Source organism: Cryobacterium sandaracinum (genome assembly GCF_004403415.1).
Classification (GTDB): Bacteria; Actinomycetota; Actinomycetes; order Actinomycetales; family Microbacteriaceae; genus Cryobacterium; species Cryobacterium sandaracinum.
In genome coordinates this window covers 40,698-64,186 of sequence record NZ_SOGO01000011.1, presented here as the reverse complement: position 1 = coordinate 64,186, position 23,489 = coordinate 40,698, and the positions used below count along the sequence as shown (strand labels likewise).

Sequence of the window (23,489 nt, the reverse complement as noted above, 5' to 3'; positions counted from 1 at the left end):
CGGGCAGACCGGAGGACACTGCGGAGGGGTTGCTAGACTCCACATGTGCAAATTCGTGAGCTTTCGATCCCCGATTCCTATGAGATTACGCCGAAACAGCACGGTGATGATCGCGGTGTTTTCTTCGAGTGGTACCGTTTTGACCGGCTGGAGGAGACGATCGGCCATTCGCTGAACCTCCGCCAGGCCAACACTTCGGTGTCGAAGCGGGGCGTCGTGCGCGGTATCCACTTCGCTGACATTCCGCCGGGGCAGGCCAAGTACGTCACGGCACCATCTGGTGCCGTTCTCGACTACGTCATCGACATCCGCGTCGGTTCGCCGACCTTCGGTCAGTGGGACTCCGTGCTGCTCGACGACGTCGACCGCAAGGCAATCTACCTCTCCGAGGGGCTCGGCCACTGCTTCGTGGCCCTAACTGAGAACGCCACCGTCAGCTACCTGGTGACGGATGTCTTCAACGCCTCCCGTGAACACGGAATCAATCCCCTCGACAGTGACGTCGGACTTGTCTTCCCTAGCGAAGCCGGTGAGCTTCTCCTCTCGCCGAAGGACACCGGGGCACCGGGCCTCGCCGAAGCGGCCGCGAGCGGACTGCTCCCGGCCTGGGCCGACACGCGTGCGTTCTACGCGTCTCTGAACGAGGGGAGATAACCGATGCGCGGCATCATTCTGGCCGGTGGCTCGGGCTCGCGCCTCTGGCCGATCACCAAGGGCATCTCCAAGCAGCTCATGCCGATCTACGACAAGCCGATGGTTTACTATCCCTTGTCGACCTTATTGATGGCCGACATCAACGAGATTCTCATCATCACGACGCCGGAGTACAACGACCAGTTCCGGGCTCTACTCGGAGACGGCTCTGAGCTTGGCATCCGGATCGAATATGCGGTGCAGGAGTCGCCCGATGGTCTGGCGCAGGCGTTCATCATCGGCGAGGAGTTCATCGGCGACGAGAGCGTGGCTCTGGTGCTCGGCGACAACATCTTCCACGGTGCAGGCCTGGGAGCCTCGCTTCGCGGCAATGCCGATCTCGAGGGCGCACGCATCTTCGCTTACCACGTCAGCAACCCCACGGCGTACGGCGTCGTCGAATTCGACGACAGCATGACGGCGCTCTCGATCGAAGAGAAGCCCGCCAAGCCCAAGAGCAACTACGCCGTGCCCGGGCTCTACTTCTATGACAACTCCGTCGTCGCGATCGCGAAGACCATCGAGCCCAGTGCCCGTGGCGAACTCGAGATCAGCACGATCAACGAGCGCTACCTCGAGCAGGGCACCCTGCACGTGCAGGTACTGGACCGCGGCACAGCCTGGCTGGATACCGGCACTTTTGAGTCAATGATGCAGGCATCCGAATACGTGCGCGTGATCGAAGACCGCCAGGGCTTCAAAATCGGCTGCATCGAGGAAGTGGCTTGGCGTGCCGGCTGGATTTCTGACGAGCGGCTCGCAGCGATCGCGGCCCCCCTTGTCAAGAGTGGCTATGGTTTGTATCTCGAGAACCTCCTTCTCTCCGCTCGGGCTGAGTAGTTAGCACGCGTCGGGTCACCTGAGTGAATGCTGTGGAACGGATCGACAAGCCCATCCTCATCGTCGGGCATGGCACCGCGGGGAAGGCCTTGGCGCGAAACATCGCCAAACGCGGAGGCAGCGTTGCGGGGTACCTCGACGACGCTTCCAGCGCGCCCGAGGTGCTCGGGCGGCTGAGTGACATCAATTCCGTGATCGCCGAGCGGCAGATTGCGATAGTCTACTTCGCCATACCGTCGGTCGGTTCCAAGACCGTCCGAGACTTCGTCAACAGCATCGAGACCGACGACGTCGAGATCGCGATCGTCCCACGGACGTACAGCATCCTGACGCGAGAGACGGTCGACATCGAGGACCTCACCGACATCGACGTGCTCGACCTGGTGGGGCGCGAACCGGTGAAGCAGGACCTCGTATCGTCCGCCCGATTCCTGGAGGGCAAGCGCGTGCTCATCACGGGCGCGGCCGGGTCGATCGGATCGCAGCTGGTGCGGCAGATTGCAGGGATGAACTCCGAAGCGATCGCGTGTGTCGACTGGTGGGAAAACGGCATCTTCTTCCTGGGGCAGGGCCTGCAGGGAAACGAGAAGGTCAGCTACCACATCGCCGATGTCAAGAATGAACGTCTTCTCGAGCGGATCATCCGGGAATTTCGACCCGACATCATCTTTCACGCGGCGGCGTATAAGCACGTTCCTCTTATGCAAGCGAACCCGCTCGAGGCTATCAACAACAACGTAGGGGGCACTCTCACCCTCATGCGTCTCGCCATCGAACACGCTGTGCCCAATTTCGTCTACGTGTCCACTGACAAGGCGGTCAACCCCGTCAACGTGATGGGGGCGACGAAACGGCTGGGCGAAATGATCATGGAGACCCTCGCCGGCGGATCACACTCGACCACCTTCAACGCCGTCCGCTTCGGAAATGTGATTCAGAGCAACGGCTCGGTGATGCAGACGTTCCGGAGCCAGATATCGAAGAAGGCGCCCCTGACGGTCACCCATCCCGATGTGACGCGGTTCTTCATGACCATCGACGAAGCCAGCCAGCTCATCATCCAGTCAGCGATGATCGGCAGGGACAGCGATATCTTCGTTCTCGACATGGGGGAGCCGGTCAAGATTCTTGATTTGGCACAGAGCCTGGTCAAGGCCGTCGATCCCACCCTCACCATTGAGATCACCGGGCTCCGTCCTGGCGAGAAGATGTTCGAGGAACTCAGCTACGAGCCGTCCAATGTCGGCACGACTCGGAACCCCAAGATCTTCGTCGTCCGGGACGCGCGGGACTTCGACGAATCCGCCTTCATGGAGTCCGTCGAAGCACTCCTGGAGCAAACCAGCGCGTACTCGGTGACGCCACCGCAGGCTGTGGCCATGCTGAAACAGCTTGGATTTGCGCTCCAGTGAAAGTGCTCCTGTCAGGCGCGCAAGGTGTCATCGGGCGCAGGGTCGCCCAGTCGTTGCAAAACCGGTCTGACCTCGATCTGATCTCTCTGGTTTCGGTCCGCACCGAGCCGACCGGGGGAGGTCTGGCCGTGGATATCGGCGACAGTGAAGCCTTTCGGGCTTCCCTCGAAATGATCCGGCCGGATGTGGTTGTGCACCTGGCGTCGCTGACCGGTCAGGCGTGCGATCTGGATCGGCAGCGGACCCAGCACATCAATGTGGACTCCGTCGACACCCTGACCTCTGTGGCACGCGAGCTCGGTATCAGCCGAATCGTGTTCGCGTCGACGTCAGCACTGTACGGGGATCAATACGACGAACCGGTCACGGAGTCGGCACCCATTGTGCTGGGGTCTCAGTACGCTCGCACCAAGTATGCCGCGGAGCGCATTCTCGGTGACGCAGATGGCATCGAAACCGTCAGCCTGCGCATTTTCAACGTGTTCGGCCCCGGAATGCCAAATTCGCTGGTCACCCAGCTCGCCGAGTCGGGCCCGGATCGGCCGGTGGGCCTCCGAGGCCTCGACACCTTCGTGAGGGACTACGTCCACGTCGACGACGTCTCGGATGCCATCGGCACGGGTCTGACCGCGCCGCTCCCACACCACCACGCCACCTTCAACATCGGGTCGGGCGTCCCGACGAGTAATCGCCGGCTGGTAGCGGATTTGGACATCGACCTGTCTCGGTACACCGTGTTCAGCGCACCGTCCAGCTACAGCTGTGCACAAATCGACTCCGCGCGACGCTGGTTGGACTTCCAGCCCTCTCGTGGGTTTGGAGACCTCGGATGATCTTCCTCAACAAGATCAAGTTGCGGGTGATGCCCCGCGTGAAGCGGGCCGTCAAACGCCGTCTCCTGGGCGGGAAGTTCCGCTCGAAGGCCTTCCGATTCGGCGTGGTGTCAGGCCGGGAGATTCCCGTGCTGATGTGCCTGTGGAACCGGCCGGAGCGGATCAACGATGTCCTGCGGCTGCTCGACGAACAGGATTTTGCGGACGGTATCGAACTGTTCCTGTGGAACAACAACCGCACTGACCACGCCACGTATCTCGAGGCCCTGGCGTCGTTCACGGCCAGGCATTCGCTTAAACGGGTCACCATCGCCAAGACACCGTTCAACCTGGGATCGATCGGGCGTTTCTATTGGGCACGCAAGCTCGCCCTCGCCGGCCAGACCGGCCCGCTCGTGGTCATCGATGATGATGAGAACTTCACCGCCGACTTCATTTCAACCTGCGTGGCAAGCTACCATCCCCGGGTCGCCAGCGGTTGGTGGGCCTTCGCCGTCGGTGAGTCCTACTACGATCGAGCGCCATCAGAAATCGGCGGGCGAGTGGACCATGTTGGCCCAGGTGGAATGGTGTGCAACGCGGAATTCTTCCGTGACCCGAAATTCTTCACGACCCTGCCCGAGCAGTTCTGGATGCTGGACGACCTGTGGTTCAGCTATTTCGTGAAGCAGCGTGGATACAGTCTCGCCAAGCTGCCTGTGGAGATCGAATTCGTTCTTGCAGAGTCCAACCAGCACCACACTCAGGCTGACCTCAAACGCGAGTTCTTCGACTTCCTCTATCCGCGCTAGCCACCAGGCAGATCACTGCTTCGTGCGCCGGGCCGTGAGCCGTCTGAGAGGTGCGGTGATCCTCCAGGACGAACTGGCTTCGATGCCGCTGATGCGCTTCCGCAGGTCAGCCACGATTTGATTGCGCTGGGAGATAACGCCGCGCTCGCGGTCGGCCGCCTGGTAGGGATTCCGGCAGAACTCGATGAGTGGCTGCAGCATCAACGTCCAGGTCATGCTCACGGCGTGAGCTCTCACGTTCGCTTTCGTCGTGGCGAGGACGGCATCGTCGAAGAGCAGGGTCTCGATGGCCTCGACCAGCGCATCGACGTCCTTGGCAGGAACGACAGTGCCGAGCGCATTGCCGCGGATTATCGGGGCAAACGTGTCACCGTCGGTGGCAATAATCGGCAGGGACGCCCACAGGTAGTCCAGGATGCGGGTTCGGAAGCTGTAGGCGGTCTCCACATGATCCAGGTGGGTGCTGATACCGAGATCCGCGTCCAAAAGAAAATTGGCGCGCTCTCGGTAGGGCACCCAGGTTTCGTTGAAGAAGACGACTCGGTTGGTGAGCTGCAGGCTTTCGGCGAGTTCTCGCGCCCGGCGTTCCATCTCCATTTCCGGAACGTCCGGATTGGGATGTTTGACCCCCAGGAAAAAGAGCCGCACGTTCGGATGAGTCGTGGAGACTCGGGCGACAGCCTTGATGAGGGTAATGGGGTCAAACCAGTTGTAGATCCCACCGCCCCAGATAATGACCTTGTCGTCCGGGCCGATGCCCTCGACGATTCCACGGATGCCGTGAGCAGTCTGTACAGGGGGCAGATCCTCCACGCCGAAGGGAGCCACATCCAGCAGCGCGCGCAAGCTGGGATCCTGATCGTAGGTCGCCGGGTTGATTCGGGCGAGTCCGGCGAGTTGCCCGAGCCAGAAGTCTCGCTGTTTCTCGGACGCGCACAGCATGTAGTCGGCGCGTTCCATCTGGTCGTTCATGACTTCCACCGAATCGAGAGCAACCGCGTATCGGTCTGCCTCGCAGAGGTCTTTGCCCTGCTCGAGCTGTTCGAGGTGAAGCGGGTCGTAGATGTCGGCCACGATGATGGTCGGGAGGGACTTGAGCCATGGATGGCTGCGCAGAATATGACCCTGGATGATGATGATGTCTGCCCAGGCCGCGTGGGGCTTCAAATGATCCTGGGCGGCGAACGCGACCGTGAAGTCCGAGTGTGTCACGGTGGCGCCGATCGTGGAAACGAGGCGCACCTCGGCCAGAGACGACAGTGCCTTGGCGATTTCCCAGGCACGGATGGCCGGGCCAGCCATGCGTTCACCGACAGTGTCGGGGGTGATAATCAGGATCGACGGCATGCGTCCGTTACCGTTGGCGACAGATATCACCGGACCACCCACCACTGTCGTGCCGCCAGGGCGACTCTGAGGATGCCGCGCACGGGGAGGAGATACCAGGCCGAGTACTTGCGGGACAGGTACAGGTAAGCGCTGTCGTGGTGCACGCGTTCCATTCGGTGTGCGCTGCGCGAGGTTGAGTGGGCACCGGTATGCGTGACGACCGCGGCGGGAACATACACGTTCTCCCACCCGGCCTCGGACAATCGTGCGCCGAAGTCGACATCTTCGAAATACATGAAGTAGCTGGGGTCGAAGCCGCCAACCGCTTCATACGCGCTGCGTCGAACGAGCAGACAAGCGCCCGACAGCCAACCGGCCGCGCGGCGCTCGGGACCATAGCTCCGATCTGATCGGTAACTACGCGACCATGGATTGTTCGGCCAGGCCCTGCCGAGCACGGCATGACCGATGCCCGTGCGCAGTGAAGGCAGATCGCGTGCCGATGGATAGACGGCGCCGGTTGCGTCGAGGATGCGAGGACCAAGGGAGCCGGCGTTCGGCAGGTCTGACGCGGCGGCGACGAGGGCGTCCAAGGCACCTACGGTGAAGACAACATCGGGATTCGTGATCAGTAGATAGTCGTAGCCAGCTCCTGCTTGCTGCACGCCGGCGGCTATTCCCGCGCCGTAGCCCACATTGTCAGGCAGTTCGATCAGGCGGGCGCCGTGGGCGCGCACCGCTTCGCGCTCAACGGCGAGGTCCGCCGACGCATTGTCGACGACGATCACGTCGGGTGGCAAATCAGTGGAAGCCGCGAGGGAGTCCAGGAAAGAACCCAGTACGTCACCGGTGTTGTAGACCACGGTGATGACGAGTACGGACTGAGACATGTTGCCTTTCACGGATCATTCGGCGTGAGCGCCAGACCGCGTTAAGATCTAGGAGTTGATGAGTGCGAAAGTAGGCTCCGCGTATGTCATCCCCACGGCCAGGGGGTTGTCCTTCACGTCGAAGGAACATGCCTGGGCGAGGTCGGCGAAGTGTCGGCCAGCCGAGTCGATCAGGGAAATATTGATGAAGAATTTGCCGTTGCCGAAGCGTGTGTCGCGGAGAGTGAACGCGACGGTGTGCGTGCCTGAGAGCCGGTCGAGTTTGATGCCCATCCGTTTGGTGGTGGTCCCGTAAGCGACTTGGCCGAGTGTGTTGTCGATCTGGATGGCGCAGGACCAGTCCTCCGGCGCATCCAAAAACTCGAGATCCATGCTGATCACGAGGTCGTCCCCGAGTCGGATGGCCTCGCCGGCGGCACCATGCGCCGGCCCAGCTGTGGCGGAGACGATCTTCGCTTCCCGGGAGGGCGCGGGGTTGGTCGCGGTGGTGTCCTCGGCGATCCTGCGGTCTTCGAGGATATCGCGCATCTGAACGACGGCCTCTCGCGGGTCCCCGTCGAAGACGACTTCGCCCTTGTTGAGAAGGATGGCACGGTCGCACAACTCGGTGACCTGTCCGAGCGAGTGCGTGACGAGCACGATCGTGCGGCCTTCCTCCTGGAAGGAACGAATCTTATCGAGACACTTACGCTGGAACGCCTCGTCGCCGACGGCCAACACTTCGTCGACAAGGAGCAGATCGGGGTTGGTGTGAACGGCCACAGCGAATGCCAGCCGCACGTACATCCCGGAGGAGTAGAACTTCACCTGCGTGTCGATGAACTCTCCGATCCCGGAAAACGCCAAGATGTCGTCAAACTGGGCTTCGGTTTCGGCCCGGCTGAGTCCCATGATAGAAGCGTTGAGGAACACGTTCTCGCGTCCGGTGAGGTCAGGGTGGAACCCTGCGCCCAACTCTAGGAGGGCCGCGATGCGGCCGCGCCGTGAGACCTGACCCGATGACGGATCAAGGATCCCGCCGATGACCTTCAGCAGGGTGCTCTTGCCAGAGCCGTTGTGCCCGATGAGAGCAACGGTGTGGCCGGCCTGGATAGTGGTACTCACGTCGCGCAGCGCCCAGAATTCTTCCCGGTGGCGGCGACCACGTCGACCGAAAGTGACCAGACGCTCCTTCAGCGAGTTGTCCTTGCGCAAGACGAACCGCTTGGAAACGTTCTCAATGACGACGATGTCAGGGGATGCGTCAAGGCTGGGTGCCCCGTCGACTGCAAACGTCATGATGTTCTCCGAATTGCTGGTCATAGTGCTTGGGCGAAGTTGCCTTGGAGTCGGGCGAACACTCGGTGGAAGATGCCGAGCAACACGACCCCGATCACGAACGCGACGCCCAACCGCATCATCAAGTCCGGCGGGTACTCTGCGACGCCCTGCCCGGCGAGCCACAGGGCACGCTGGAAGCCGAGAACGCCCAGCGTGATCGGGTTGTTCGTGTAGATGTCCAGAGCGAGCCCCTCGCCCAGGATGTTCTTGACCATCGACCAGGAGTAGACGACGGGCGAGGCCCAGAGTGCGAGCATCAGAAGCACTTCCACCAGGTACTGCACGTCGCGCAGGTACACGTTGACTGCAGCGAGCAGGAGGCCGAAGGCGGTCGCGTACACGGCCAGAACCATGAACGCGGGAAACAGGTACACGATGTCGGTGGTGGCGGGGAATGCGCCGAGCGCGAGCGTCGCCAGAACGATGATTGCCATCTGGATGGCGAAGTTGAACAGTGCAGAACCGACGCTGGCGAGCGGGAAGACCTCGCGCGGGAGGTAGATCTTCTTGATCAGGCCGCTATTGCCAACGATGGAGGCCGTGCCACCGCCGATGATTTCGCTCAGTAGTCCATAGGCGGTTAGACCCGTGAAGACATAGATCGCGAAGTCGGGGATACCCCGCTCTGCGGCCAAGAACTTGCCGATGACGATGTAGTAGATGAAGAGTTGCGTGAGAGGTCGAACGAGCGTCCAGACGAATCCCAGCGTGCTGTCCTTGTACCGGGATTTCAGGTCGCGGCGGATCAGGAGTGCCAGCATCTCGCGTTGCGTGAAGATCTCGCGCACGGAGTCCCAGGTTCCGAGCCCCTTCCGTGAACCTGATCCGACAATCACCAGCTTTTGTTGGGCGAGTGCGGTGAATCGCTCTTGAGCAGACATAGATTTCACTTCATTTCGAGGAGAGGACTGGCCAAGTATACGCGCTGACTTCTTCGTCCAGCCTGCTGGCAGTCTCAGGGAGAGACCGCGCAGTGAGGGTAGTCAGCGATGGCGCAAACTATGAACGGCGTGCACGATTCGATCGGCGGCCCGCACGACGCGCCGATTGAGCGTGGTCTCAAGGGTCGTTTGCGCACGAATTCGAGCCACCTTTTCCTCACCCAGCCGCTCTTCGAGTTCGTGGATACCGACGGCCAGTTCGGCGTTGCGGTCACCCGCCGCGGCGACTTCAGTTTCGAGCGTTCGCACGCGGTACTCCAGACCACCGATGACCTTGCCGAACGCCCATTCTCTCGCGCTTTTCTCCTGGTCGACCGGGACGTCGGGAGCAGGAGACGTCGTCGTGTCGGCGATCCGCCGCTCTTCTACGTAGGAACCGGAGGCGATGCCCTCGGCGAGGTCCTCCGACGTCGGGTGTCGGAACAGGTAGGACGCGAACAGTGTCCCGTCCTGAAGACGATGGAAATCGCGCATGCCGTGATGGTTCGGGCTGGGAGTCAGTCCGCTGGCATTGAGGTACGCGCGCCCAGAGTTGTCGACCTTGCGGCTGAACTGCGCCCATGACCGCCAAGGGAAGTGGAGCACTTCGATGGCGAGTTCCGGCGGTGGCGTGCCGAGGCTCGCGAGGCTCACCAGATGATTCCCCTGCACGACAGTGACGCTGGGATCACCGACGTGGACGGCATTAGGAGTCGAATGAGAGTGAAGGCCGACCGCGTTCAACTCCTTGGTGCTGCGAAGGTCCCGGTAGAGGAGGCGCTGCAGACCGGTGCCGGCCAGCGCGGGTGGTCCGGTCATATCTACGACTTCAACTAGGAATGACTGGATGCCCTTATTTAGATTGACGAACACATCGCGCAGTGTAAGGGCTGGGTCCTTCGGCATCCAGAACTCATCAGCATCCGCATTCAAGACCCAGTCTGCGCCGTAAATGGACGCTGCGTCCCGCGCCATCTGCGTTACGACAACACCTTGCTGCTTGCGGTGAACCGGATCGTGGCGCAGAACAACGTGCCCTCTGGCGGCGTATTTTTCGAGGATCTCGGTCGTCCCATCCACCGATCCGTTGTCGGTGGCAATGATGACGTCCACGCCCTGGCGAAGATGGTGTTCGATCATGGGAGCGATGATGTCAACTTCGTCACGAACCATCATGGTCATCGCGATCTTCATAAACAACTTTCATTTGGTGCCGCGGGCGACAGACGTCGCCCGTCGTAATTGTGTCAGAAACCCCTCGAAGGGGAGGTCCCTAGCGGAACAGAACGTCTCGGACGGCGAGCAGGTAGGTGCGCCCAAAACGCTGGGAAGGCTCCAGCACGGTGCCTTCAGCCCACTCGTTCCAGGCGTTGATGAACACGAGTCGATGATCACGATCGCGATCCGCGATGGCAGAGACCGCAGAATTCAGCCAACGTCGGAACGTGAAGGGATTGGAGCCGTACCACAGGTCGGGCTGCCATTGGCGCCGGGCGGTGTTGTCAAAGTTGACCATCACTCCTGGGAACCGTTGGTCGCTTACGGGGCCCCGTAGCTGCAATTCGGAGTCGCTGGCCATTGCGGCGTAGCTCAGGATATTTCCCCCGAATCGGGGGTCCACTGTCAGGTGCTCGCGGGATTGTGGTGTCCAACGTCGATTGTGCGGTGCGAATTCAAGGAAGGCATCGAGACCATGCGCATCCAGGTCGCCTTCGATTCCGTCCATGCTATGTCCGACGTCCACTGTGATGATCGTAAGCCCGTCGAGTCCGGCCTCCATTGCGACGGTCCGCCAGTAGTCGAGCACGTTCGCGTAGTCGGGAATCTGCGTGATTCGATAAACCGAGATGAGGGGCTTGTTGTCGACGCGGATGTAGCGGGGGTCCGTGATCAAGTGCAGCACGTCGTGAATGAACTGGGTCGCCGGGACCTCGGCGTAGTCTTGGGCGATCAGCACGTTCTGAGCGCTGCCGTCCCAGCGCCGGGTCCAGTTCTCGTTGGCCCACATGAGACAGAACGGCGCATCATCGTCGGTAGCCACAAGGTTCTCGATGGGCATGTCCATGAGTTTTTTTCCGGCGAACCAGTAGTAGTAATACATGAAGCCCTCGATCCCTGCCATCTGGGCGAGGGCGTACTGCCGGGATCGAACGGTGTCGGACGAGAGGTCGTAGAAGCCCAGGTCCGCGGGGAGGAACGGCTGGTTGTGGCCGCGGAAGACGGGAGTGGCAGCGGCAACGTTCGACCACTCCGTGAAGCCCGCTCCCCACCACGACTCGTTCTCGGGGAAAGCATGGAACTGAGGCAAATAGAAGGGAATGACGCGGGCACGCGGAAGTCGCTCCTGCGACTCCTCGAAGTGGCACCATCCCTCGGAAGCGCCGGCGAGCAGTTCACCCGTTTCACGCAATTCATAGCCGGCCTCGAGGGCGAGGACGCCGATCAGGCGTTCCACCGCGTGTGCGGTCGTTCCATCTACTTGAGCGGTTTCTTTGTCGAAATCGTCAGCTTCGAGGCTGAGGGACCGCAGCGCCTGAAGAATAAAGCCGCGCACCCAATAAATGGAACCGGCCGCGAAGCGGAGGCTCTCTTCATCCAGCTCGAGCTGGAGCCGGAGCAGCAACTCGCGGGCGAGACGTCGATCGCCTCCCCAGAAGGCCGGCCCGAGCACGTTGCCATCGGTGGTGAGAAGGCCCAGACGCGGGTCCTCGGCGAACTCGGACAGGATCCTCTCCACGTTGGGTCGAGAGCCGAGCAGGCCGGTGATGAAGCCATCACGCCAGGCATCGCCGTCGCCGCCGAGCTCGGCGTGATCCCGCCGCCATTCGCTCTTCTTGGTGTGGATTTTCAGAACGAGCTCGTAGGGCTCGAGTAGGTCGGCGTTGATGACGGAGACCATGGGCAGGATGTCCCGGCCCCGGTTCTCGACGTCCAGCATCGTCAGGTGGGAGAGGTTGTCCAGCTCAGTTGTCCGGAGGCTGAGCGGCTTGCCGGTCGCGTTCGTCACGATCAGATCGAAGGCGACGGGGATGTGTTGCAGTTCTGCAAGGACCTGGTCGATGAGGTCCGTGTAATACACGTGGAGCAGAACTGCGATCCGCGCCGGAGACTCCGGCGAGTGGGGCATGCCGACCCACGGCTGGGGGATGCTCGGGCGAAGTCGGCCCGAACGCCGTTCGACCCACCGGGCGAAGTCCGCCTGATGGGATGGAATGGATGCGTGTGCCGTCGGCACAGCCAGAGTGCGGGCCAGGAACCCGAAGCTTCGGCTCAGCTCGCGTCGGACGCGCGGAAGTTTGCGTGATTTCATATGTCAGTCCTCAGGCGCCTCGGCCTACAGCCAATCTCGGGGGTCGGTTCCGTAGCGTGATTCGACTTCGGAGGGAACGTCTCCGCCATCGGCGACAACGGCCGGGTTGGTCAGGAGTTCCCGCTTGATGAAGGGGAAGCCCAGCTGGAGCAGGTCTCGCCACCCCTGCATGGTCGGATTCTCAGTGGGGAAGACCAGCCGTTCCGACTCGAAACAGACGGAAGTGGTGAGCCCCTCTGCGAAGAGCATTCGGCTCAATCCGAGTTCATACCGGTCGATGATGAGGCTCTTGTCTGTCTCCACGGTCAAGGACGACCAGAACTGCCTCAGCGCAGGGTTGTTGAGGATGCCCGCGCGATATCCGACGAAGAAGCTCTGAACGTGGTCGAACAGTTGGGACGTGTTCGTGGCGGCCCACACATCAGTGGAGCTGGTTTCGAAATCGTGGATCACAGGATCCAGGCTGGCGAACGGGCCGACGAGGCTGTCGTTTGCAAGAATGACGAAGGGTTTCTTGCGTACGGCCGGGAAGAGATCAAGTCCCACTGACCAGGAGCCGAAGTCGTATCCGACATTCGACCGGCGCACGATGATGGGATTCGATGCTGCGTCGGCGGGCCAGTCGAGCGGCGTGTCATCAGCCGATGCCCGCACGATGATGACCGTGTAGCCGTTTCGCTCGAGTTCTGCGGTCAGAGTCACCAGTGACAGCGATACGGACGCGGTTGGGCCGTAGCTCGCCACTATGGCCACGCGATCCGTGACCGGGAGCCGAGGGCTGCCGCGATCAAACCGAATGGAGGATTTGGTGGCCTCGAGGACCCGTTGCGCGGACATCCGCGCTGGCTTAGCGGTTGGCATTCGCTCCTCGCCGCCGAAGCACGCGCAGGGGCTGGGTGACCCGCCAGGACAGCGAGAGTCGCAGAATCTCGACCTGGCGTCGGTACCGTTCGCCCTGCGCCTTAGCGGCGACAACCTGCCGCTTCAGGTCTGCAATGACTGGTGCAACCTGTGCCAGTTCAGACCGAAGGGCACGGATTTCCAGTCGGGCTTCATGCAATTCAGCGGAAAGCAAGGCGTCACTTGCACCGTCTGGCCGTGAACTTGAATCTTTTGACATTGGAACCGATCTGTCGCGTCAGTTTCGATAGGCATACATGACTAAGAATACTATCGCTGCCGATCGGCTGGTCTTCGGGCCCTTGGCAAGCGCCCAGAACGGGGGGTCGGAGGCGTGCCGGATGCTGACGTAGGGTCAAGTGGGATCTTTTTCAGGGTCGAACTCCGACGCACCCGGTAAATGCACACCGATTAGATGAGTATTCACACGAGCGAGACGAGTTGTGCATGAAAAGGATTTTTGGGCTGTCAGTGGCGCTGGTATTTCTCGTCGCACTGTTTGTTCCTCTCTCGCTCAGTACTGGATCCCAGCCCGCCACAGCCGCGAACGGGAGTGACTTCGACCCTGGCTACATCATCAGTGATGAGAATTTCTATGCGGGTTCTTCAATGTCGCAGTCCGAGATCCAGAGTTTCCTGAACAACAAGAGCTCGGTTTGTGCCGCCGGCTATACCTGCATCAAGGATTATCGTCAGTCCACCTGGTCTCGACCCGCTGACGCCATGTGTGCCTCATACCAGGGCGGCAGCAATGAGACTTCGGCGGCGATCATCGCCAAAGTCGCCCAGGCCTGCAAAATCAGCCCGAAGGTGCTTCTGGTAACCCTGCAGAAGGAACAGTCGTTGATCTCGGCGAGTGCGCCGTCGGCGGCCCGGTACGACCGGGCCATGGGTTACGCCTGCCCGGACACGGCCCCCTGTGATGCTCAGTATTTCGGCTTCTACAACCAGGTCTATAACTCGGCCTGGCAATTCAAGCGCTACGCGAACCCGCCTGGAACGACTCAGCGCTTCACGTGGTTCCCGGTCGGGGCTGCCTCGAACGTGCTCTTCCACCCCAACAGCGCCTGTGGGTCGACGGCCGTTCGGATTCGAAATGCCGCCACCGCCGCGCTGTATTACTACACGCCCTACCAGCCGAACGGCGCGGCCATGGGGAATCTCTACGGCTCCGGCGATGCGTGCTCAGCTTACGGAAACCGCAACTTCTGGCGGATGTACACGGACTGGTTCGGGTCCACGTCCGCGAACGGCTACGGGAGTTTCGATAGTGCGATCGGTGTCTACAAAGGCATCGCCATCTCGGGCTGGTCCATCGACCCGAACAACGCCGCCTCGGCATATGCCTGGGTCAACGTCGACGGGCAGGGTGGCCCCGTGAAGGCCGACAAGTCGCTGTCTTGGTTCGACAGCGTTTTTCCCGGCTTCGGCCCGAACCACGGATTCGCGGAGACGATAGCTGCCACAGCTGGTGACCATGAGGTGTGTGTCTACGGAACATACAGTCTGATCTCCTGCAAGTGGGTCACTGTCCCTGCCGGCCAGGGCTCGTTGGACACCGTTGTCGGCACCTGGGGCGGGGCCGATATATCCGGGTGGGCCGTGGACTTCGGCACCGTACAGCCGTCATATATTTGGGTCAATGTCGACGGGGTGGGCAGTGCCTACAAGGCGGATGTCAACCTGCCGTGGATCAACTCCCTCTTTGCGGGCGCCGGGGCCGATCACGGTTTCAAGGTGAAGGTTCCCGCCGCCCCGGGAGCCAGAAAAATCTGTGCGTACGGCATCTACGGCGGCGTGAGCGAACTCATCTCGTGCCGGACGGTCACCGTCCCGCGGGGAACCGGGGCGCTTGACTCCGCGACGAGTGTGCCCGGTGGTCTCGTCGTGTCCGGTTGGTCGGCGGACTACACCCGGCCGGATTCCTCGTTTGTCTGGGTCGATGTAGACGGCAACGGGTCGGCCTATCGCACCAACAAGGCCCTGTCCTGGTTGCCCGGTTACCTGCCCGGGATCGGCCAGAACAACGGCTTTGAAATTCGGGTTCCTGCCCGTAAGGGAAGCCACCGAGTCTGTGTCAGTGGAGCTGTCGCGCAGCTAGGCTGTCGCACCGTGACCGTGGAGAAATCGGCGGATGGACACCTGGATTCCGTGGAAGCCGTTCCCGGCGGGGTGCGCATCCGTGGCTGGTCGGTGGACCTCACCACTTCCCAGACCTCGTATATCTGGGTGAACGTGAACGGCGAAGGCGGCCCGTTTAAGGCAGACGCCCCCCTGAGCTGGTTCGAGTCGTACTATCCCGGAAGCGGACCGAATCACGGGTTCGACGTCACGGTCCCGAAGCCTGCCGGCACCCACACCGTGTGTGTGAACGGCACCGAGGAACTGCTCGGCTGCCAGACCGTGACGGTCCCGTGATCGGCACGGATTGGTAGAGTCGCTCCTGCCGCACTCAACAGGAAGGCTTGCATGTCAAACCCGCAACAGGGAGTTGTCTCCGTCGTTCTAGTCAATTTTCGGGGTACAGACGACACGATCGAGGCGATCCGCCAACTGGGCGGTCTGGACTGGCCGTCAGAGCGGCTCGAGATCATCGTTGTCGAGAACGCATCCGGGGACGACAGCGTGACGCGCCTGCGCGCTGCTGTTCCCCAGGTGAAATTGATTGAGTCGAAGAAGAACCTCGGGTTCGCGGGCGGATGCAATCTGGGGGTGAAAGCCTCCTCAGGAGAGTTTCTCGCCTTCCTCAACAACGATGCGAAGCCGGATGCGGGATGGATCCGTTCGGCCGTCGCGCGTTTCGAGGAGAGCCCGGCAATCGGTGCCGTGGCTAGCCGGGTGCTCGACTGGGACGGCAAGCTCGTCGACTACATCGGCTCCGCGATGACGTGGTTCGGCCAGGGCTATAAGCCGCTCACCGCTCAGGAAGTGCCGTCCCAGCCCGACCAGGTGCACGACGTGCTCTTCGGGACGGGCTCCGCGATGTTTGTCCGGAGAAGCGTGTACGACGCGCTCGGGGGATTCGACGAGCGCTTCTTCATGTTCTTCGAGGATGTCGACCTAGGTTGGCGACTCAACTTGCGAGGGTGGCGGTTCGTGTATGAACCTGCCTCCCTGGCATTCCACAAACACCACGCATCGATGTCTTCCTTCGGCTCTTTCAAGGAGACCTACCTGCTCGAGCGCAATGCACTCTTCGCGCAATACAAGAATCTGGGCGACGAAGCCCTGGCCCGGCTCCTGCCCGCCACCCTGGCATTGGCAGTACGGCGGGCTGTGTCGCGCGGCGACCTCGACTCGACCTCATTCGATTTGCGAAAGGGGGGTGACAACGAGCCGGACATGCAGATTTCCCGCGAGACCGTGGCGGGCGTCTACGCCATCGACCAGTTCGTCGAGAACCTTCCGTCCCTCAAGCAGGCCCGAGACAAGGTCCAGTCCTCGCGGGTCGTCGCCGATAACCGGATCTGGGAGTTGTTCGGCGAGGTTGATGCTCCGTCATACCAATCCGAGCACTACCTCGAGGGCTACGACAAGATCGTCACGACGTTCGGTGTCACCGCCTCTCCGGTGGTCACCCGCGTACTCATCATCACGGGTGACCCCATTGGCGCAAAGATGGCCGGTCCGGCCATCCGTGCCTGGAACATGGCCGAGGCGCTGTCACGCAACAACGTCGTCACCCTCGTCACCCTCGCCGGTGCCGAACCGGTGTCCGCGCCCTTCGACATCGTTCATGTGCGCCCCGGGGACGATCGAGCCATGCGCCGCCTGGAACAGTCGGCCGACGTGATCGTTTTCCAGGGGCTTGCGATGGCCCTCTTCGATTCGCTTCGAAACTCGACCAAGATCATCGTCGCCGACATCTACGATCCCATGCACCTTGAGCAGCTTGAGCAGGGCAGAGAGCAGGGAACAGTTCAGTGGAACAAGCAGGTGGTCGATGCGACGGACGTGCTCAATGAGCAGCTCAGCCGCGGCGATTTCTTCCTGTGTGCGTCGGAGCGTCAGCGGCACTTCTACCTGGGTCAGCTTGCGGCACTCGGCCGTGTCAATCCCGCCAACTACGCCAACGATCCTGATCTGACCGACCTGATCAGCGTGGTTCCCTTCGGCCTCAATGAGATCTTCCCTCCAGCGACCAAGCCCGTACTCAAGGGCGTTCTCCCCGGTATTGGAGCCAAGGACAAGGTATTGCTGTGGAGCGGGGGCCTCTACAACTGGTTTGATCCCAAGACGCTCATTCGTGCGGTTGCTGACGTGGCGGAGCGGCACGACAACGTCCGTCTGTTCTTCCAAGGCACCAAGCACCCGCACCCTGGGGTACCCGAGATGGGGATCGTTGCGGAGTCCCGCGCGCTTGCGAGCGAGCTGGGCTCGCTGGACCGATTCGTCTTCTTCAACCCCTCCTGGGTTGACTATGCTGACCGGCACAACTTCCTCGGTGAGGCTGATGCGGGTGTCAGCACGCATTTCGCCCATGTGGAGACTACCTTCTCATTCCGCACCAGGATCCTCGACTATCTGTGGGCCGGCCTGCCCATGGTTGTCACCGAGGGCGACCACTTCGCGGAACTCGTTGCAAGGGAGCAACTGGGAATCGTCGTGCCGCCGGCCGACGTTGCCGCGCTTGCCTCGGCACTTGAGACGGTCCTCTTCGACGAGGCCTTCATCGAGGCAGCCCGGAAGAACATCGCCCGTGTGCGAGCTGACTATGAATGGGACACGGTGCTCGCTCCCCTCGTCGATTTCGTGGGGAAGCCAGCTCATGCGGCGGATCTTGTGGCCAGCGGCGTGGTCGGTGCGGGGGATCTTTCCTCGCGTCGCCCCGCCGTGCGGCGGAAGAAGCACGGACTTCGCCATGACGCAGGCCTGTTCGTCCACTACCTCCGCAACGGGGGGCCAGGCGTCGTGCTCAAGAAGGTCAAGAGCCGCATCCGCCACACGCGGTGAGCCCGCTCGTGCGCCAGCGAACCAGGTACGGAGAATCCGGCACGTCGGCTACGGTAGGACCAGTGAGAGCCACGCTAATGAAGATCGTACGTTCCGCCGTTTTCCCGATCATTGTTCTGATCCTCGCCAGCGTCGGATTCGTCTCGTCACATGTGGCCGAACAGACTGCCTTTTCTCCCTTCGATGAGTTCGTTTATCTGGACTATCTGGCCAAGGTACCCACTCAGGGAATCGTCTACACCGGTGATGAGACCGGCGCGGAAGCACGAAACGCCATCAGTTGCCGCGGTGTTCAGTATTACGGGGCATACGGCGAAGGCTGTGACACCGGTTTTCACAACAACGACGGCAAGTATCCCTACGACGGTGGAACAGGCGCCAGCATCTACGCGCCATTGTATTTTGCGATTACCTGGGCCGCAGCCCAGCCGCTGACGCTCCTGGGCGTCGGGTTATTGGATGCGGGTCGGTTCATCGGAGGCCTCTGGCTGTCGTTGGGAACCGTCGGCGTGTACGTTCTTCTCCGGCTTCTGCGCATCCACCGTCTGAGTGCTCTCGGTCTGTCGCTGGTCGTCTTGTCGACCCCGGCGGTCCTCTGGGCGAGCGTGTACATCAGCACGGACGCTCCTACCCTCGGAATCGCTGCGGCGGTGGGGTGCGTTGCAGTGCTCGTTGCCAAGCGGCGAATCAATCTGTTCTGGCTTCCCGCCATAAGTATTGTCGCCGTGCTATTCAAAGTGCAGAATCTGGCCGCAGTGATCGTCGCGGGGATAGCCCTGCTCGTGCTCGGACTCCTTGAGGCTCTTGGGCCTCAGAGCCGCGCCTCCGGGCGCGGGTTTCTGACCCGACTGGTCACGGACAAGCGCGTCCTGGGTGCCATCCTGGCCGTTGTGTCCGGAGCCGCGGCGCAAGTCGGCTGGCTCCTGGTTCGATCAGCAAACGCCGTTCCGGGGGTACCGGCCGCAGTCGTTGACTCGGTTCGGTTGCCGCTGTCGCTGCAGGGACTTCTGGACGAGGTCTTCAGGTTCCTGCGCACGGTCGGGCAGACAGACGCCGTGCCGACCACTTTCGGGATCGTACTCACGAACACCTTGACGCTCGTGGTGATCGCCTCGGTCATCGGGCTGATCGTCGAGTGGCAGTCTCGGCCCGCGACGACGACCAGCCTCGCTGTGGCCACGCTGGTTGCTGCGCTTCTGTTGGGGCCAGCGCTGGCCATGGCCGTCTATCTGAGCGCCGGGTTCTATTTCCCTTTGCCGGCCAGATACGGGATGGCGCTCCTGCCTGCTTTTATGGCGTGCATCGCCCTGTACTTTTCACGCTTTTCCAGGACTGGACCCTGGGTCACTCTCGCGATCGGCGGCACTGTCTTCGCCGGCGCGGTCCTCTTCGCCTAGTTGGGCTGATGAGGCTGCAGCCGCGATCAGCAGGAACGTACCGGCAGCGATCAGAGCGGAATAGGCCAGTCCGAGGGGTATCCAACCACCGGGGGGCAGCCACGTCGGGTTGGTCAGCATATCGATCCAGGTAAGGTCCCAGGACAAGCTGACCACGTAGCGCTTGAGCGCCCAGACGAACGCTGCAATTTGACCGAGTCCGAGTGCGACCGCACCGGCAACGATCAGTCGACAAGTGGGTGATCCGGCAGTCGGAAAGACCACGGAGTCGCCCAAACCGATTCCAGCCGCAACGAGGACCACCATGAACAACGCGATGGTGTAGCGGCCCTGCCAGACGTAGCCGACGTCCTGAACGAGAGCGGCCTGAAGCAAAGCCGGCAGCAGAATCATCACCAGGGCGATGAGAATCAGACCCGTGCGTACGCGCCATGAGCCGAGGACCAGCCCAGCCAGAATGATCATTCCGGCGGTCAGGGTCCAGATGAGGAGCGTGAACGTGGGAGCCGGTGTGTCCAGCCAGCCGAAATGGCCGATCCAGCCAAGGCCGTATTCGAAGGTGCGGTCGAGGGTGGTGAAGAATCCCGACTCCCAGCTGCCTCCGGCGCCAATGGGACTGTACGTCAGAGTGAGATCCTGGGGACGGAGATAGAACCGGAGCGCCCAGACGGCCGTCGCCCCGATGAGTGCGGAACCCAGCCAGGTCGCGGGGGCCCGGAGCACGCTGCGGAGGACATCCGGCTTGGCCAGTAGCAGCGAGACCACGGCGATGATCAACAACCAGACGAGGGAGAGGCTGCGGGTATTGATCAGGAGGATCGAGCTCATCGTGATCAGAGCAACGCGCTGAATCAAGATCCATCCGGTCGATTCGGTGCGCAGTGTGGTCGTGAGAAGGGCGAAAGCCGCCACCGCCGCGCATGCTTCCATCCCGTTCGGATTGACTGTGCCAGATAGGAAGAGGACCATCGGTGTCGTTGCCACGGCCATGGCCAGGACGGACCAGCTGGAGCGACGCAGGGCTGTGAAAGCGACGGCGAGCAGAGCCGCGCAGACCAGCGCGCTCAGTGCCCTCATCGCGTACAGGGCCTTCGCGCCGTCCAGGAACGTAGCGGGCCACCCGACGGTGACGTAGAACAGGGGAGGGTTGAGAGCCGCCGCAGTCGTGTGGCCGATGACGAGTGCCGTCGGGTCACCGACGGGTGTTACGCAGGAGGGAGTGACGAGGATCTGGCGTCGGTAGCAGTTGAGGTGTTCCTCTGCCTCGGCGAAGTAGCGTGGCACCGTGACGTCTGCCGATCCCGGAACCGTCGTCGAGGGTGTGCCTTCGAGCTGTCCGAGCGCGGCGGCCGCGGCACGCATTGCGTGCGCGGGTTCGTCGGGACTCGCCATGGGCGGTGTCGCCACGGCCCAGATGAGCGTCAGCGCGAAGATCATGGCGAAGCTGAGCAGAAACGTCAGAAGGCGCGAGCGGCGAATGTGCGATGCACGGGTCGAATAGGTTCTAGGCATGGCTCCGGGGCGTGCGATCCAGGGCTCTCCGAACGGAAGCCGCGCCCTCATATTGTAGAGTCGAGACCGGTTGATGGTCGATTCCGTCGACGATTCAGACCAATCGAAAGGCACATCTCGTGGCCATCCGTCGGGCAGGCCGATTTCCAGGCCTAGCAGGGGTTTGCGTGGCCCTGATCGCGGCCGGTGCGGCGCTTTCACTGAGCGGGCTGACCGTGTGGGTGCTCGTCGCGTCAGCTGGCATCGCGCTCTGTCTGTGGGCCGGACAATACACTCGCTGGATCGTGGCAATCGCCTTTTCCCTGGTCATTCCGCTCCTGCTCCTGATTTGCGCAGTCCGTGTGTACCCGATACTGGGTATCGGGTTCGCCGAGGGAAACACGGTGGTGCTCGCCGCGCTGGGGCTCACAGCCGTCGTTGGTTTGCTCGCCCAGGGAGCACCACTGTGCAGGCCGTCCCGTGCGGGGCTCCGGACCGCCGGTCTGGCGGCGATCGTTCCAGCGGCCGGGGGGCTGGCCGCAGTGCTGCTCAGCGTCGGCACGAGCGGCCGCATGCTGTCGTGGGCGATGAACAGCGATGCGATCTGGAACACGGTGACGGCCCGGAACCTGTTCATCGACGGGGGACTGCTCCCGGGGGTGCACCCGAACTCCTCCCCCTTGACGGGGGTTCTCATGGCCGCATCGTTCGCTCCTGGGCGGAACGCAACCGCTGCGACAGAGCTGCTCAATCACGATGTGACGAGAGCGGCCCAGCTCTGGGTCCTCGCCATCCTCGTAGCCAGTTTTCTTGCCGGCCTTGTCGTGGCCCGATCCGTGAGTGGGCAACATCCGTGGTTGCGCCTTCTTGCGACGATGCTTGCCGGTGGGTTCGTCACCTCCTGGTATGTGGCTGGATTCTCGTTTCAGTACGGTTTTTACAACGTCTCGCCGAGTATCGCCCTCCTCTTCCTTTGCTGGCTGCTTTGGACCGAACTCCCTCAGGCGAGATTGTGGGCGGCTGCCCTCCTCTTTCTGCTCACAACCGTTCTGCTGGCGTCCTGGGCGCCCCTGGCAGTCGCCCCCCTTTTTCTGGGGATCGTCGGTTTTCTCCGATATTCCTGGCCGGAACTAAGGCACGCATCGTTGCCCACCCGAGCGATTTACGCGTCCTCGGTTCTTCAGGTCCCTGCCTATGTCGTCTTCGTGACGCTCGACGACCTGCGCCGCGACGGTGGCGCTCTCTCTGGCGGTGGCGCGATGGCCCCGGTCATCCCCGCGATCCTGTTCATTCTGATCGGCGCGGTCGTCTTCGCCGGTGCGATCGGCACCGGGGACGCCACGTCGCGGCACGAACTCGTCGGGGCCACCCTGATCTCCCTGGCCGGCCTGCTCGCCTACGGCTACCTCGGTTGGCAACTTCGGGATGCGGCCACGAAGTGGTGGGGCTATTACCCAGCAAAGTTCGTGTGGTTCCTGAGTATTCTACTTGTCGTGGTGCTACTCGCCATAGTCCTGGGCCGGCTCAGTCATAGCTCCACGCTGGGGCTCAATGCGTCCGCGGGTGTTGTCGGTATCCTCGTGCTCGTGGGAGCAGTGCTGGGGAGTGTGCCTCCCTCACTGAATCGGATCGGGGCACTGGTTCCTCTTGCCGACATTGTCCGAGGGCTCGGGGCCAGCGCGCGCGATGCGGCCATCCCTACCCTGTTCACACTGAGTACACCTGGGGAGAAGAATGTTGTCGCCCGGTATGCCCAGGATCCTTCAGACGACTACTTCGTCAACGGATGGTTGCTGCAACTCTCGGCATCCTCAGCCGAGGACCCGATCCGGTACCACTCTTACTACTTGAACGCGACGGAGCCGATCCAGCTCTGCGCCATGATCGATACCTGGGGCGGTGGCGTCAATGTCCATACCAGGGACGGGAAACTGCAAGCTGAGCTCGAGGAGGCCTGTCCGACGTCGAAGTACACCGTCGTTCTGGGAGATCTGCCCGCCCCGATGAACTAGATTTCACCTCGGCCGTCGGGCCGGCTGGACGACTCTGACTCGAGCCGGGCTTCGAGCTCGCGGATCCGGAGATCCTGCAGTGCGGACATCTCGACTAGGGTGCGGGTCTGGCTCTCGATGCCGGTCAGTTCCGCGCTTGTCTGGATGCAGACCAGGAAGAGCACGGTGATGCTCACGAAGAAGACCAGGTTCGTGGGAACGTCGACCCCGACCAGAGCCGCGGCCCAGTCGAGGATGCTCGGGAAGATGCCGACCATCAGGGCCAGCAGGCCCGCGATCACCCACCAGACGGCATGTCGTTCCCGGAGGCGCCGGCGGCGCAGCATCTCGATCACCACGACGAGCGTGAAGAGGGCGGCAAGGATGCCGAAGACGTAACTGACGGTATTCATGTGCGA

General features: G+C 62.0%; 18 protein-coding genes. 9 read left to right on the top strand and 9 right to left on the bottom strand.

Translation table 11 applies throughout. From position 1 onward, the window contains the following. Positions 1–45: 45 nt before the first annotated feature. The 5 genes from E3T25_RS03670 to E3T25_RS03650 are packed head-to-tail and all read left to right on the top strand — an operon-like array spanning position 46 to position 4,569. Positions 46–654 (top strand): dTDP-4-dehydrorhamnose 3,5-epimerase family protein, encoded by a 609-nt coding sequence (locus tag E3T25_RS03670; RefSeq protein ID WP_134372263.1) that lies wholly within the window; start codon positions 46–48, stop codon positions 652–654. A 3-nt stretch (positions 655–657) separates the two neighbouring features. Then, complete coding sequence (gene rfbA / locus E3T25_RS03665) at positions 658–1,533, top strand: glucose-1-phosphate thymidylyltransferase RfbA (protein ID WP_134372261.1); 876 nt, start codon at positions 658–660, stop codon at positions 1,531–1,533. Between the two features lie 23 nt (positions 1,534–1,556). Beyond that, a complete protein-coding gene (locus E3T25_RS03660; protein WP_134372259.1) occupies positions 1,557–2,945 on the top strand; it encodes a polysaccharide biosynthesis protein in 1,389 nt (462 codons plus the stop codon). Next, positions 2,942–3,778, top strand: a complete 837-nt coding sequence (locus E3T25_RS03655; RefSeq protein ID WP_166785937.1) for an NAD-dependent epimerase/dehydratase family protein — start codon at positions 2,942–2,944, stop codon at positions 3,776–3,778. Before E3T25_RS03660 ends, E3T25_RS03655 begins: the two co-directional genes overlap by 4 nt. Further along, a complete protein-coding gene (locus tag E3T25_RS03650) occupies positions 3,775–4,569 on the top strand; it encodes a glycosyltransferase family 2 protein (RefSeq protein WP_134372255.1) in 795 nt (264 codons plus the stop codon). Before E3T25_RS03655 ends, E3T25_RS03650 begins: the two co-directional genes overlap by 4 nt. 12 nt (positions 4,570–4,581) lie before the next feature. Here the strand turns inward: E3T25_RS03650 and E3T25_RS03645 are convergent, their stop codons facing one another. The 7 genes from E3T25_RS03645 to E3T25_RS03615 all read right to left on the bottom strand — a co-directional run bounded on the left by E3T25_RS03645 (position 4,582) and on the right by E3T25_RS03615 (position 13,040). Beyond that, entirely contained in the window at positions 4,582–5,916 is a 1,335-nt protein-coding gene (locus tag E3T25_RS03645) for a glycosyltransferase family 4 protein (RefSeq protein ID WP_134372253.1), read from the bottom strand. Between the two features lie 26 nt (positions 5,917–5,942). Beyond that, on the bottom strand, positions 5,943–6,788 hold the full coding sequence (locus E3T25_RS03640; RefSeq protein WP_241980596.1) for a glycosyltransferase family 2 protein: 846 nt from the start codon (positions 6,786–6,788) through the stop codon (positions 5,943–5,945). A 48-nt stretch (positions 6,789–6,836) separates the two neighbouring features. After that, entirely contained in the window at positions 6,837–8,066 is a 1,230-nt protein-coding gene (locus E3T25_RS03635; RefSeq protein ID WP_134372249.1) for an ABC transporter ATP-binding protein, read from the bottom strand. 20 nt (positions 8,067–8,086) lie between these two features. Further along, positions 8,087–8,989 carry an ABC transporter permease gene (locus E3T25_RS03630; protein WP_134372247.1) on the bottom strand — a complete coding sequence of 301 codons (903 nt, stop codon included), beginning with the start codon at positions 8,987–8,989 and terminating at the stop codon, positions 8,087–8,089. 102 nt (positions 8,990–9,091) lie between these two features. Next, positions 9,092–10,222, bottom strand: a complete 1,131-nt coding sequence (locus tag E3T25_RS03625) for a glycosyltransferase family 2 protein (RefSeq protein WP_241980594.1) — start codon at positions 10,220–10,222, stop codon at positions 9,092–9,094. 79 nt (positions 10,223–10,301) lie between these two features. Beyond that, positions 10,302–12,338 carry a glycoside hydrolase family 99-like domain-containing protein gene (locus E3T25_RS03620; protein WP_134372245.1) on the bottom strand — a complete coding sequence of 679 codons (2,037 nt, stop codon included), beginning with the start codon at positions 12,336–12,338 and terminating at the stop codon, positions 10,302–10,304. Positions 12,339–12,362: 24 nt separating this feature from the next. Beyond that, positions 12,363–13,040: a rhamnan synthesis F family protein gene (locus E3T25_RS03615; RefSeq protein ID WP_166785936.1), complete on the bottom strand. Its 678-nt coding sequence runs from the start codon at positions 13,038–13,040 to the stop codon at positions 12,363–12,365. 807 nt (positions 13,041–13,847) lie between these two features. On the opposite strand from E3T25_RS03615, the gene E3T25_RS03605 reads away from it, so the two are divergent. The 3 genes from E3T25_RS03605 to E3T25_RS03595 all read left to right on the top strand — a co-directional run bounded on the left by E3T25_RS03605 (position 13,848) and on the right by E3T25_RS03595 (position 19,588). Next, entirely contained in the window at positions 13,848–15,656 is a 1,809-nt protein-coding gene (locus E3T25_RS03605) for a hypothetical protein (protein WP_241980592.1), read from the top strand. 51 nt (positions 15,657–15,707) lie between these two features. Continuing rightward, a complete protein-coding gene (locus E3T25_RS03600) occupies positions 15,708–18,191 on the top strand; it encodes a glycosyltransferase (protein WP_134372237.1) in 2,484 nt (827 codons plus the stop codon). Between the two features lie 77 nt (positions 18,192–18,268). After that, positions 18,269–19,588: a hypothetical protein gene (locus E3T25_RS03595; RefSeq protein ID WP_134372235.1), complete on the top strand. Its 1,320-nt coding sequence runs from the start codon at positions 18,269–18,271 to the stop codon at positions 19,586–19,588. Here the strand turns inward: E3T25_RS03595 and E3T25_RS03590 are convergent. Beyond that, a complete protein-coding gene (locus E3T25_RS03590) occupies positions 19,508–21,100 on the bottom strand; it encodes a DUF2142 domain-containing protein (RefSeq protein WP_166785935.1) in 1,593 nt (530 codons plus the stop codon). The genes E3T25_RS03595 and E3T25_RS03590 overlap by 81 nt on opposite strands. 167 nt (positions 21,101–21,267) lie before the next feature. Here E3T25_RS03590 and E3T25_RS03585 point away from each other — a divergent pair, with 167 nt between their 5' ends. Then, positions 21,268–23,091, top strand: a complete 1,824-nt coding sequence (locus E3T25_RS03585) for a hypothetical protein (protein ID WP_134372231.1) — start codon at positions 21,268–21,270, stop codon at positions 23,089–23,091. Here the strand turns inward: E3T25_RS03585 and E3T25_RS03580 are convergent. Beyond that, complete coding sequence (locus tag E3T25_RS03580) at positions 23,088–23,483, bottom strand: DUF2304 domain-containing protein (RefSeq protein WP_134372229.1); 396 nt, start codon at positions 23,481–23,483, stop codon at positions 23,088–23,090. The genes E3T25_RS03585 and E3T25_RS03580 overlap by 4 nt on opposite strands. Positions 23,484–23,489: the final 6 nt, after the last annotated feature.